The organism is Paenibacillus sp. OK076 (genome assembly GCF_900110055.1).
In the GTDB taxonomy this organism is placed as follows: domain Bacteria; phylum Bacillota; class Bacilli; order Paenibacillales; family Paenibacillaceae; genus Paenibacillus.
The window spans coordinates 368349-381489 of the sequence record NZ_FOCH01000004.1 but is presented as its reverse complement, the minus strand read 5'-3'; the positions used below and the strand labels follow the sequence as shown (position 1 = coordinate 381489).

Below are 13141 nucleotides of genomic sequence, written 5' to 3'. Positions count from 1 at the left end.
CTGCACGGTGACAGGGAGCTTTTTGATTTTGCTTTTAATAATCGATATACGTTTAAAAATCAATCCTCAATGCAACTTCCGAATCATCAGGTGGTGCAGGAATGCGATATACACCTCTACAGTTTAATTTCTCCACGTTGATCCAGTCTGCAAAATCATCCCCACCGTAGCAACGTACAAAAACACCATATTCTTTCTTACCCTCATGATCAATATATTCGGTATATTGGGTGAATGGATGTTTCCCTTCTATACTCTGCAAAAAATCAGAAAACTCCCCTCTCCACTCATTTATCTGCTCTGCATATTGATCGGGGACATAATAATAGAAACCATCTGGTGTATAGTATGAAATCTTCATTATCATCTAGCAGACCTCCTAGATCCAATTTGATAGCAGTTTAGATTTTTAAAATTTCCATACCTTCTTTTAAAAATGACGAGACGAGTGTATGATATTCAATTCCATCTGCTAGTTCTTGTTTTGTTTTATGTACCAGAAAGTGAGAGTATTTCTTCATCAGTTCATGCTCATTCAACTCAATGGGGAGGTAAATAAGCTCAACGTCATCTGAGTCAAAGTAGTGTCGATATCCTCTCTCTGATTGCCCTATCTCCATCACGGTTGTTATGACCAATAACTCATCGCTTGTAAAGGTTTTTATTAAGTCTGATCTTTTCTGTTCTAAATCACGCACAAATTCTTCACCTTGCTGATTACGCTCAGCTTCAGCCATTTTACTTTCGATGTCCATGATCGCTTTCATTCTTCCTGCGAGTTGTTTAGCCAATGAATACAATATATGTCCTCCTTGTAAGGATGTGGGTATCTGGCAGATATAAAAAATCCCCACCCCGTACTCAGCCGCGATGGGGAGCTTCTCTTATTAATATACCGAAGGCTATGTAACGCCTCTACACTTCCTTTTAATGCCCAATGTAATGTGATGCTTGATCCAGTGATTGCAGTGTGGCCATAACCACAAACAGACAGGACATTATGATCAGTGAGTACCCAATCCATCTGGAGGTAATTTGATTGTTGTTGGTTCCATCCTCTGACGAAGATTGAGTAACATAACGCGGACGAACGATAAATACCATTCCTGTCCCAATCATTAAAACAACCAAGAAAATCATCAAATACTTTCCCTCCTTACACCCGACTCTGATTAGTATTATACTCTTTTTTCGCAGTGCTACCTGTTCCTCCCACAATGATTCGTTTTATGCTGATAAGCATGGTATACAAAACATAACCAACCATTCCACCAAAAGTGTTCAACATAAGATCATCCACGTCGAATATGCCCATGCCGGTCAATAGCTGTGTCGCTTCAAAAGCAAAACTTAAGAGCAAGGAAAGTACGAATACCTTCGCCCCTGACAACAGCTTGTTCCCCATCAGTACTGGAATAAAAATACCCAGTGGGATAAAGGCCATGACATTGCCTAACAGATGAATCGCGGTACCTGGACGATGTAACGACAGGCTATGCCAGTCTCTCGAGATTTCCTGAAATGGCTTCAGGTTAACGGTTCGTGTATGAATCAGATCCGGCTGCTGCGCGATCGCCATAAGTTGAACCCTCACGATGTTCCAATCCACCGTATGCCCCTTGAATAATATCAGCTTGGTTAGCAGATACAGATACACGATCAATGCCGCGACCCATATCATCTTTAGGTTGAACTCCTTAGGTTTCATATATGAACCTCCATGTATTTCTTGTTGTTTATTCCTCTACCGTTACGACAACTCCCTTCATGTTGTCTCCCGATATCTCATATTGACCATGCTCAGGTATATTAATGGTCTCATCTTTGGATGCATCGTAATAACGTATAAAATAATGCTCGCCCCCGACTTCAGCGGAAATGCTCTTTTTCTGCTGCAGCAGCTCCAAATATTGCTCCAGCACCAGATGATTATGATACATGATGGCGCTGTGCGGCAATCCCACATAGCGGAAATGCCATGGTTCGAATTGAATGCCGGTGATGTCCACTTTATCCTTCGGGTAACGCAAGATGAATCCGAATTTCCATGCATTCTTTTCCAGCCAGGCTCCTTCTGGTGCTTCACTCATAGCAGCCAGCGTAGAGCCAATATCCATCGACAAGCCCAGGTTATGTTCACTATGACCCGCGGGAAGCGCATAGTCCGATCCCTTTTCCTTATATAACTGCTCCTGTTTCGTAAAGTCCCGATAGCCACTGCTGATAATGAAGTATCGTACGTCCTCTTTCCCAGCAGCTTCAACCATCTTCTGGAATGCTTGCGCTACGTATTTTGACAGCATAATATTCTGATCCAGCAATCCGTATCCCCGAATCAGTTCATGTTGTTCCGCCAGATTGACAATGTCGGTTCTAATCCCTTCCGCATGAACGGGATACTCCGAATTGACGAGCAATAAATTCCCTTTATGTACTTGATTCTGCATATTCACTTTAATTGTTTTCGTATAGCCTGCACGAATTCCACCCGTATCCTGAACTTCCAGATTCGCCTCTTCCTTCTGCTCAAACAGTGCGGGTGACTTGGAAAAGATATATCCCAGTACAATGATACATATCAAAAATCCCCACTTTTTCATTCCATGCTCCTCCTTTACCTCGTCATTCAAGGATAGAGAAAACTAGTTAAAAAAAAGCAGGGCAATTCTAAAGTTTTTCTTAAATTCATCCTTTTATTTCATTCTAGTGCTGGCAACCGCACTTCAAATACGGTCCGTACGATATCACTTTGAGCCGAAATGGACCCATCATGCTGCTCCACAATATTTTTGGCGATAAACAGGCCCAGACCTGTTCCCCCTTCCTGAGGTGTCCGCGCACGATCTCCGGTATAGTACATATCGAAAATATGAGGCAGATCATCCGGATGAATATGTCCCCCGTAGTTCATGATCTGAATGATCACCTGTCCTGCATCACGGTGCCCATGGATATCCACATAAAGACCATCTGTTCCGTGACGCGCTGCATTAATCAACAGGTTCTCAAACACGCGTGCAAGCACCTCACCATCGCCGGAAATGGTTAACTCGGAATCGATGTGCAGTCGGGTGACCAGGCGGTTCTTTTCAAAAACAGGGTACAGCTCTTCGTTCATCTGCCTTAGCAGTTCACTAAGATCAAGTCTCTTTTTCTCAATCGGCAACATGCCATAGTTCATTCGTGTAATCTCAAACAAGTCATCGATCAGTTTCTCGAGACGTTGAGATTTGGTAAAAGCAATCGCTGTAAAGTGCCTGACCTGCTCCTCCGTCAGCTGATCATCCTTCATCAACAGATCCAGATAACCCAATACTGATGTTAAAGGGGTACGCAAATCATGCGCCAGGTTTACCACCAGTTGGTCCTTGCTGCTCTCCGCAAAATCTCCCCGTTCTACCGCTTCCCTCAGTTTCAGACTCGCCAGATTGATATCCTCTGCAATCGCGCCCAGCTCGTCCTTCGTCGAAATTTGCACACGGTGCTGGAAATCACCACTCGCGAGCTGCCGGATACCTGTGGAGATATTTTTGAAATAGGTAACATACGGCTTGGTAAACCAGAAGAAAAACAGGATCGCAAGCGGTATGAACAAGATGAGAAAAAAGTAAATATCCCCTATGCTTCTCATAAAGTGGCGATATTCTGCTAACTGATCTTCCGCACGAACACCAGTGTAATAGTATTGCATCACTTTATATACCCCAAAGGTAATCGCACCAGATGCCAGCATGCTTAAACCCAGCAACAGAATCATGGTCGTTCGAAAACTTCTGCGTTTATTCATTGAACGTGTACCCCACACCCCAGATCGTTTTGATAAACTTGTTCTTGTCCACATCTTCGCCCAGCTTTTTGCGCAGGGTCCGAATATGCACCATCACGGTATTGCCGCTCTCATAATAAGCCTCTCCCCACACTTGTTCAAAGATGCTCTCCGCACTGAACACTTGTTTGGGATGACTTGCGAGCAGATAAAGGATGTCAAACTCCTTCGGTGTTAACTCTACTGGCTTGCCGTATAAGGTGACGCTATGTTGATCTGGCGAGATAATGAGCCCGCCTTTCTCCAGAATAGAGCGCTGGACCGGTGCAGACTGGCTAAATTGAAGGGAACGGCGCAGCTGTGAATTGACCCGGGCAACCAGTTCCATCGGGTTAAATGGTTTTGTCATGTAATCGTCTGCGCCCATCACGAGCCCGGTGATTTTATCCATATCCGAGGTTTTGGCACTCAGAAAAATAATAGGCAGATGATACTGCTCCCGAATTTTGCGGGTCACCTCATATCCATCCATACCAGGCATCATAATATCCAAAATGGCCAAATCTATCGTTTGTGTCTGTACGGCTTGAACCGCCGTTTTCCCATCGAATGCCTTAATGATGTGATATCCTTCTTTTTGCAAGTGCAATGCAACCAGATCAGCGATCTCAACTTCATCATCTGCGATCAAAATCGTAATACGCTTCATTGCTTATTCCACTCCTATATGTGATGCTCAACAATATAACATATCTGAATCCAACTTATAAATGATTGAAGGGAATCCAATATATGAAACTCGACCGTTTATTAGCCATTGTTGTGCTGTTGATCAATCGTGGCCGGGTGCAGGCCAAGGATCTGGCGGATACGTTTGAAGTATCCATCCGCACCATCTACCGGGATATAGACACGCTGGGCCAGGCGGGTATTCCTGTTGTCACCTATCAGGGTGCAAGCGGTGGTATTGGCCTGGCAGAGGGCTATCGGCTTGACCGAAACGTACTGACTGACAAAGATCTGGCCTCCATCGTCACTGCGCTGCGCAGTGTCTCCACCTCCCATACAAATGTAGCACGGGATCTGTTAATGGAGAAACTCAGCAGCATCGTGCCTGAAGCCAAAAATGAGGATTTCCAGGCTAATACCAGCCGCTTCATTGTGGATTATTCGATGTGGACGCATCCCGAAGCGCTGCAAATTAAACTTCAGCTCATTGAACAGGGCATGGATCAACTGCGGCCCATTAAATTTACCTATTGTAGTGCAGAAGGTACTCAAACTCATAGAACGACCGATCCGCATACCCTTGTGCTCAAAAAGCATTCCTGGTATCTCTATGCGTTCTGTCACGAACGCAACGATTTCCGCATGTTCAAGCTGGTCCGCATGCGAGACATCATCCTTGCTCAAGGAAACTTCGAGCGCAAGCCGATCAACCTCCAGGACAGGCCCTGGCAGCAAGAGTGGGCAACTCCGGATAATCAAGTGGCCCTGACCCTGAGATTCCATGCTCGTATCCGTCACATCGCAGAGGAGTGGTTTGGCATAGAGAACGTCGTTTCGGATGGTGAGGGGTATTATATCAGCCAAGTCGCATTTCCAGAGGACAACTGGTTGTATGGGTTCATTCTTGGGTTTGGCGCGGATGTCGAAGTGCTGGAGCCTCTGCATATCCGGGAAGAGATTCGTAGAATTGCCGAACAAATTGTACAAAATTATAAAGCCCACCCCTAACCTGACAGACAGGTGTCCAGTTCCTCCCGTTATACTTCTATTATATTCAAGCTGTACATACCGAGGAGGAATTGATGATGAACGTCACAGTATGCCAGAGCTGCGGAATGCCACTTACTACCCCTGCCCAATTCGGCACAGAAACGGGTGGTAATACAACCCGCGAATACTGTATCTATTGTTATAAAGAAGGGAAGTTTGAACAGCCCGATATTACGCTGGAGGGCATGATTGAAATGTGCACCGCCATTCTGAACCAGGAAGGTATGGACGAGGAATCAGCAAGGTCGATGCTGCGCAACCAGCTTCCTTTTTTGAAAAGATGGAATACATCTGGCTCAGAACGGAACGTGACATTTGGGGCAGAACTTTCGGAAGAGTCCGCTGACCTTAATCAAACAACTCGCAACAATACGCTCTCCATAGAGCCCATTCGGTATGTCACACTGCCAGGAAAGCGCCTTGCCGGTGTGTCCGCCAGAACAACCAATGCCATTGAAATGAGCGGAAAAGGCTGTATTCAGGGACTCTGGAACAGCTACTTCGCCTCAGATTATCAGCCAACCCCTGAAGCCCCCCGCTATGGCTGTTACGCTGATTATACGGATGGCATAAATGGAGAATACACCATACTGGTGGGGCATGAGGTGGGTTCGGATGAAGCGTTGCCTGAGGGAGTGAGTTCCGTTGAGCTGCCACCTGCAACATATGCGGTGTTCACCTCCAGAAAGGGCCCGATGGGCGAGGTCGTAGGCGAGGCCTGGGGTGCAGTGTGGTCCTGGAACAATCAGGGAGAACGCACATTTACCGGAGATTTCGAATTGTATGATGAGCGCAGCCTCGATCCTGAGAACGTACAAGTGGACCTGTATATTGCCGTTCGCCAAGGATAATAAGAAAATAGTGATTAAGGTCATTTCCTAATTCCAATTGCACCGTTTCGATCTATATTTAAGCAATGGAATACCGCACACCGATTTATGAAAAATGCTGTTAGGCTGTCAGGTTTTCCTGACGGCTTTTTGGCGTTTCCGCTTTGTCTTTTCGTTGAAAATTGCCCTAATATGCACCCGACAACCGACCATGGTACCAAGTTAGCTAGCTTGCGTCGTACCTATACAACCAGACAATATGTCTTAATTTCGACACAATTGGCATTCTCAAAACTGGGTCTATTCACTTAACAACCGCTTCTATCCTCCCATACGAATCCTCACATATGCGGTCCTTTCCTCCTGAATTTACTTAAAAACGTTTACATCTCCTGAATACGGGGTAAAATCACTACAATCCAATTGGAATTACACCTTAAGTTGCCTGTTTCGTCTAACAAGTCACATATACCTATTTGCGTATTAGAGACGATAATCCGTCGGAATACATAACCTATTCATAATCACATATGCATATTTGAAAATGCATTAAAGGAGGAACCAAGATGATCCGCATGCCTATTCAGCAAATGATCCCGTACCACCATCAATATCCGCGCAACACGGCGACCACTGCTCCCAAAAAGGAGAATGAGAACACTCAAGGTCTATCCTTTCATGAAATTTTGCAACAAAAAATGGCTAAAAAGAACGCTGCCCCTTCTATGCGATAAATGAAATGACGAGCGAATTGAGAATCGCTTACGTGGTTTGCACCGTTCCTCTGCGAAGTTGTGGATGAACGGCTATTCGCGTTTTCACGATAAATGTTGTTACCTCCGTATTTTAAATATGTACAGTCTATTGTCACATCCCTATAATGGGTTAAATATCTGCGGAACTTATATGAGATAGAATCCATTTCAGGGGGCAAGTATGATGATGACCATTGGCTGTTTTCACGCTCACTATTCCAATATTGCACTGATTGAAGAAGCACTCGCTCCTTATGAGGTTGAATTTGTACATTATGTCGATCCGGGTCTGGATCGCCTCAAACATGATGCTGATTTTACCGAGGCAGTTACGCATGAGAAAGTATCACAGACGCTGCAATGGATCGCCCAATGCCATGCAGATGCCATCCTCGTCACTTGTACCCTGTTTGCAGCCGTACTCGAGCAAGAGGCACAACATGTTCCCGTGCCCGTGATAGGAATTGATGATCCATTACTTCAGGAAATGCAGCAAAATTCTGGCGAGTACATCCTTGCGTTTACCAACCCCGCAACGATTGAAGGAACGATGGCGCGGGTGAATCAGGCTTTGCAGCAAGATGATGAAGATGAGCAGCGACACGAGGCCGTGACCGTAAAGACTGAAGCAGTATTGATCCCGGGCACATTCGAGTTAATTATGCGAGGCGATAAGGAAGGTTATCTTGCAGCAGTTAGCGGCGGTTTACAGCATCTTGCTGAGCAGTATCCGGATAGCACGCTAGTAGCCGCTCAACTGTCCATGGCTCCTGCAGCAGCACGGGTTACAGCAGATAAAGGCATGGCGATCTATAGCCCGCTGGCATCACTTGCGTCGTATTTGGAGAAGAAGTTGAGCTTGGCCAAAGTTAAGTGTTGAACTCATGAAGCAAAATAAAAAGACTCTCGAATGAGAGACTTTCGAATGGTATAATTATTTTGCACAGCCAATTTGTGGTGGGAAATAGGTTGCCTCCGGTGGGAGGTGATCCTATGAACTTCTCTTTCAACGACGTAATCGTGTTCGCAATGCTAATTATTGCGCTCCTGACATACATCGACCGTAAAAAGAAGTGACCCGCCACAGGTTGACGGCCTGACGGGTCACTTCGTCTGAACTATGCTGCACTTGGAGGAATACCTACCGCAAATGTTGTGCAGGAGTAGCCATTGGCCTGGCTACTCTTATTTGTTTTTCACTTATATTCATTTTATTAAACATCTGGGAGACAATCAACCTATAACTGATAAAATATGTTGTGTCGTTATCCTTGTCCTTCGAAGTTAAGCGTGCGCACCACATACCAAGTAAGAGGCCGCTCTTCTCATCAATCACGGAGAGGAACGGCTTTTCACCATGTCAGGCCGCCCAGATTGCGCTGTAACGGCGCTTAGGAGCGTGTCCGGTATTCCTCAGCCTTTTCCTGCATACCCGCTGCCACGGCCTCATTCTCGGACAAACCTTTGTCTGCGGCAAAAGCACGAATATCCTGCGTAATGCGCATGCTGCAGAACTTCGGCCCGCACATGGAGCAGAAATGGGCTTCTTTTGCCCCTTCGGCCGGCAACGTCTCATCGTGGTAGGACAGCGCACGCTCAGGGTCCAGCGACAGGTTGAACTGATCCCTCCAGCGGAACTCAAAGCGTGCTTTGGACAGCGCATCGTCCCGCCGCTGGGCACGCGGGTGACCTTTCGCCAGATCAGCGGCATGCGCAGCGATCTTGTAGGCGATAACCCCTTCCCGCACATCATCCTTATTAGGCAGGCCCAGATGTTCTTTTGGCGTAACATAACAGAGCATCGACGTACCGAACCAGCCGATCATCGCTGCCCCAATGGCCGAGGTAATATGGTCATATCCTGGTGCAATATCGGTCGTCAGCGGTCCCAGCGTATAGAACGGCGCCTCCTTGCAAATCTCCATTTGCAGATCGACATTCTCCTTGATCTTGTGCATCGGCACATGTCCCGGACCTTCAATCATCACCTGCACATCATGCTTCCAGGCGATTTGTGTTAGTTCACCAAGCGTCGCCAGTTCCGCCATCTGGGCTTCATCATTGGCATCGTAGATGCTTCCTGGGCGCAGTCCGTCTCCGAGAGAGAAGGCCACGTCATACCTTTTCATAATCTCGCAGATGTCTTCAAAATGGGTATACAAAAAATTTTCCTCATGATGCGCAAGACACCATGCTGCCATGATGGACCCGCCCCGTGACACAATGCCCGTCATGCGTTTGGCGGTCATCGGAATATATCTCAGCAGCACGCCTGCATGGATCGTAAAGTAGTCCACACCCTGCTCTGCCTGCTCTATGAGCGTGTCACGATACAACTCCCAGGTCAGTGCTTCGGCTTCTCCATTGACCTTCTCCAGCGCCTGATAGAGCGGAACTGTTCCAATGGGTACAGGTGAATTGCGGATGATCCATTCACGGGTTGTATGAATGTCCTTGCCTGTGGAAAGATCCATCACCGTATCCGATCCCCAGCGTACGGCCCAAGTCATCTTTTCTACCTCTTCCTCGATGGAGGAGGATACCGCAGAGTTCCCGATGTTAGCATTGATCTTCACATGAAAATGACGCCCGATCAGCATCGGCTCACTCTCCGGGTGATTGATGTTCGCCGGCAGGATGGCCCTGCCACTCGCCAGCTCCTGCCGCACAAATTCCGGCTCCACACCCTCACGGATGGCAGCGTACTCCATCTCCGGTGTGATCATTCCCTGCCGTGCATAATGCATCTGGGTCACGCAGCGCCCTGCCTGTCCCCGTAACGGTTTACCACGCAAGCCTGGATACTTCTCGGCTCCAGTTCGCTTCCCTCCGGGTTTCAATCCGTTATCCTCCGGTTTTACCGTTCGTCCCTGGTAGGCTTCAACATCTTCACGCTCCGTAATCCAGCGGGTGCGCAGCGCTGGCAGCCCTGCCCGGATATCGGCATGAAATCCGGGATCAGTCATCGGCCCGCTCGTATCGTAGACACGCAGCGGTTCGTTATGCTCCACTCCTTGGGGAGTATTCGTGTCATGAAGGGCAATTTCACGCTCCGGTACTGCAATGTCCGGTCGTGAGCCCTGAATGTACACTTTGCGGCTGCCCGGGAAGGGCTTAACCCGTCCGGCCGCACCTGCACTCTTTTCCAACACCTGATCCTGCTCGTCTTGTCCCAGCGTTCTGTTCTCTGTACTCATCGCTCTTGTCTCCTCCTCATTGGTGATTGCCTGGATTGAAATGCTTGCGCACGAGTCCAAACCATCCACAACATAGAAAAAGGAAGAGCGATCATACCACACAAAATAGGGACATACAGTTCAAGTAATACAGACAGTCGAGGAAAAAAAATCCATATCACCGCTTCGCCAATAGCTCCCAGCTCTTTATCCAAAAGCAGCTCTGACAACGGCTTCCGCCTGTTTACTGTATAAAAAAAGCCGGTTCCCAAGGGAACCGGCTTATGTCCATCACCAATAACGCAACTCATTCAGGCTCCATAACGGAGTCCATCCATAGGTCACATTATATGGTGTTCGTGGTCGTATCGCCGATTACTTCCCTACGCTGGTATGATCCAGATCAGGTGCAAAGGGTCCGGAATCTCATGCGATTCCGTCTCAGTCCGGACAATTCGGACTCCCCCAGTAACGTTAACAAGTTGCAGCATCTCAGCCGCAGATTCATATTCAATTATGCTGACCCTGTTGGGCCGTCCATTACAGAGTAGCGCAACCGGATCATAAAAACAACCTTTAAATTCCAGAACATAAAATCAGGATAACATCAGTCCCATCTGTGTAGCAGCTTCCTTCAGCACAGGTGCGTATTCATGCAACGTCTCCTGCGAAAGGCGACTAACAGGCCCGGATACCGACAGAGCAGCAGCGATGTTGCCTTTCCGATCCATGATGGGTACAGATACAGCGGCGGCTCCTGGTTCACGCTCCTCATAACTTGTGGCGTAGCCGTATTCCAGAATGTCTTTCATTTGCGCCAAATATACTTTGGGATCGATAAATACGGGCCATTCCGGTCCATTCATCAGATCTTCGCGGTCCTCTTCGGTGGCAAAAGCCATCAGCACTTTGCTGGATGCTCCCACGGATAACGGAAGTCTGACGCCTACCGGAGCTACACGGCGAATCGCCTGATCACTCTGCACGGCCTGAATTCGAATCCGCTCACTGCCATCACGCAGATATAAACTCACGGTTTCGCCCAGTCGATCTCTGAGCCGCTCCATCGCAGGAAGGAGTAAAATGGCTGGATCATCGCTGCGAGACATATGGGCAGACAGCTCCCAGATGCGTATGCCCAGCCGATACTTCTCGGTGGCTGCATCCCGGATCACGAACCCCTTGTCCTCCAAAGTAGCCATCAGACGATGGACTGTACTTTTGTGCAGACCGATCTGGCTGGCAATTTCCGTGAGTCCCAGATCACTGCGGGTTGTAAAACACAATAATATATCCAGCGCCCGTTCTACAGCCCGGACGGTTAACTTTCGGTCTTCCATGGCAAGTTGCCCTCCTCATGTTTCATCACATGAAACTTGGTTACATAAATTATATGAGAAACGGTCTCATCTGTAAACCAAAAAGAGCCATTTGGAATAGGAATAATTGTAAATATTTTCTTTTTATAAATTAAAATCCCCTGCTATTTGCACCCTAAGGAAATGTTAACCAGATATCTTCAGAACTATATAACAATTGCGTAACAAATGGCCTCAATCAATTGACTTTGACTATATTGGAACATACGATAAAGATATATTAAATTAAGATTTTGCTTCCTATGTAGTCAGAAAAATCATTTATCCGCTCTGTTCGTCTCGTTGTTATCTTCATTTGATTTTTAAAGGAGGGGCAATCATGTATCCGACATCCCAGAGCGAAGCCCCGCTGCAAACGAAAGTGTCAGATCTGCCTTCTTCGTTATCACCGAGGCTGATCCGGTTCAAACATATTGTCGTGGCGTTGTTGCTCTCCGTTGTATTTTTTCTGCTCTTTTGTTTCATCGCACTGCACGGTTATATTGCTTGGGTATTATCCAATCCAACTGTAGCGCCTGTATTCTCCAATCCCATGCAGGCCAAGAACATGAAGTATCAAGACATCACATTCCCTGCGGCAGACGGCAGTCGAACGATGCAGGGTTGGTATATTCCGGCTGATGATAATGCAAACAAAACCATCATATTCAGCCATGGATATGGTGCGAATCGTGAAGAGACCTGGGTACCGATGTATGACCTGGCCCATTATGCACACCAACTCGGCTTCAATGTGGTAATGTTCGATTACGGTTTCGCTTCACAGGTCAACAAAGCTGTCGCCACAGGCGGCAAAGCCGAGTCCCAGCAGCTGCTTGGTGCAATCCAGTTTGCGAAGCAGCGCGGAGCTCAGGAGCTTGTCGTATGGGGTTTCTCCATGGGTGCAGGTACAGCTCTGCAGACTGGGCTTATTACCAAAGATGTGGATGCCATGATTCTGGACAGCACATTCCTGCTTGAGCCGGATACGCTGTATCACAACATCCATAATCAGATTGATCTTCCGCGTCAGCCTACGCTGGAAATTATGAACCTGCTGTTCCCGATTCTGAACGGGACTGGATTGCAGCAGATTCCGTATCAAGAAGTGAAAAAAGAAGATTATCCTTTCCCGATTTTCTTTATCCATGGTACCGAGGATGAGAAAGCTCCTTACCCGATTGCGGAACTGCTTGCCGGCAACCAGACCAATCCGAATTCCGATGAATGGATTGTGGACGGTGCGCATCATGAGCTGATCTTCCGGGAGCATCCGAAGGAATATCTGCGCCGTGTCTCCACATTCCTGAGTCATGTGACCAAGACGAGCAGCGATGATGTGGACAATACCAATACCGGAGAATCGTGAAAACCCGGTAATTCAAGAGCCCCTATGGGGCTCTTTTTTTGTGTACACATAGGACAAGGTACCTGGAGAATATACTTTTGGGACGTAATTAAAGACAGCTCCAGCTTG

Annotated in this window: 13 protein-coding genes, 1 pseudogene and 1 riboswitch; of the genes and pseudogenes, 5 read left to right on the top strand and 9 right to left on the bottom strand. The window is 47.2% G+C overall.

The features are described 5' to 3' along the window. Positions 1–52: 52 nt before the first annotated feature. From BMY78_RS26520 to BMY78_RS26490, 7 genes and pseudogenes are all read right to left on the bottom strand, one after another. On the bottom strand, positions 53–367 hold the full coding sequence (locus BMY78_RS26520; RefSeq protein ID WP_090904301.1) for a hypothetical protein: 315 nt from the start codon (positions 365–367) through the stop codon (positions 53–55). Positions 368–401: 34 nt separating this feature from the next. Continuing rightward, positions 402–800 carry a hypothetical protein gene (locus BMY78_RS26515; RefSeq protein WP_090904300.1) on the bottom strand — a complete coding sequence of 133 codons (399 nt, stop codon included), beginning with the start codon at positions 798–800 and terminating at the stop codon, positions 402–404. A gap of 127 nt (positions 801–927) precedes the next feature. Continuing rightward, positions 928–1143, bottom strand: coding sequence for a hypothetical protein (locus BMY78_RS26510; RefSeq protein WP_143067087.1), 216 nt, complete (start codon positions 1141–1143; stop codon positions 928–930). Positions 1144–1156: 13 nt separating this feature from the next. Further along, a complete protein-coding gene (locus BMY78_RS26505) occupies positions 1157–1708 on the bottom strand; it encodes a VanZ family protein (RefSeq protein WP_090904298.1) in 552 nt (183 codons plus the stop codon). Positions 1709–1939: 231 nt separating this feature from the next. Beyond that, positions 1940–2267 (bottom strand): annotated as a pseudogene (locus BMY78_RS33815) (M15 family metallopeptidase); the annotation flags it as partial. A gap of 431 nt (positions 2268–2698) precedes the next feature. Beyond that, positions 2699–3787, bottom strand: a complete 1089-nt coding sequence (locus BMY78_RS26495) for a HAMP domain-containing sensor histidine kinase (protein WP_090904296.1) — start codon at positions 3785–3787, stop codon at positions 2699–2701. Beyond that, positions 3780–4475: a response regulator transcription factor gene (locus BMY78_RS26490; protein ID WP_090904295.1), complete on the bottom strand. Its 696-nt coding sequence runs from the start codon at positions 4473–4475 to the stop codon at positions 3780–3782. The genes BMY78_RS26495 and BMY78_RS26490 overlap by 8 nt, the downstream gene beginning before the upstream one ends. 83 nt (positions 4476–4558) lie before the next feature. On the opposite strand from BMY78_RS26490, the gene BMY78_RS26485 reads away from it, so the two are divergent. The 4 genes from BMY78_RS26485 (at position 4559) to BMY78_RS26475 (ending at position 8010) form a co-directional block, all read left to right on the top strand. Further along, positions 4559–5503 (top strand): helix-turn-helix transcriptional regulator, encoded by a 945-nt coding sequence (locus BMY78_RS26485; RefSeq protein ID WP_090904294.1) that lies wholly within the window; start codon positions 4559–4561, stop codon positions 5501–5503. Positions 5504–5577: 74 nt separating this feature from the next. Next, positions 5578–6396, top strand: coding sequence for a zinc ribbon domain-containing protein (locus BMY78_RS26480; protein WP_090904293.1), 819 nt, complete (start codon positions 5578–5580; stop codon positions 6394–6396). Positions 6397–6941: 545 nt separating this feature from the next. Next, a complete protein-coding gene (locus BMY78_RS32990) occupies positions 6942–7109 on the top strand; it encodes a hypothetical protein (protein WP_161490662.1) in 168 nt (55 codons plus the stop codon). Positions 7110–7311: 202 nt separating this feature from the next. Further along, positions 7312–8010 carry an aspartate/glutamate racemase family protein gene (locus tag BMY78_RS26475; RefSeq protein ID WP_143067086.1) on the top strand — a complete coding sequence of 233 codons (699 nt, stop codon included), beginning with the start codon at positions 7312–7314 and terminating at the stop codon, positions 8008–8010. A 511-nt stretch (positions 8011–8521) separates the two neighbouring features. Here BMY78_RS26475 and thiC read toward each other — a convergent pair. Both thiC and BMY78_RS26460 read right to left on the bottom strand, forming a co-directional pair. Continuing rightward, positions 8522–10327 carry a phosphomethylpyrimidine synthase ThiC gene (thiC, locus tag BMY78_RS26470; RefSeq protein ID WP_256222427.1) on the bottom strand — a complete coding sequence of 602 codons (1806 nt, stop codon included), beginning with the start codon at positions 10325–10327 and terminating at the stop codon, positions 8522–8524. Between the two features lie 342 nt (positions 10328–10669). Next, positions 10670–10783: riboswitch (TPP riboswitch) on the bottom strand. A gap of 119 nt (positions 10784–10902) precedes the next feature. Further along, positions 10903–11646, bottom strand: a complete 744-nt coding sequence (locus BMY78_RS26460) for an IclR family transcriptional regulator (protein WP_063568040.1) — start codon at positions 11644–11646, stop codon at positions 10903–10905. Between the two features lie 358 nt (positions 11647–12004). Between BMY78_RS26460 and BMY78_RS26455 the strand changes: the two genes are divergently transcribed. Continuing rightward, positions 12005–13033, top strand: a complete 1029-nt coding sequence (locus BMY78_RS26455; protein WP_090904290.1) for an alpha/beta hydrolase — start codon at positions 12005–12007, stop codon at positions 13031–13033. Positions 13034–13141 lie beyond the last annotated feature (108 nt).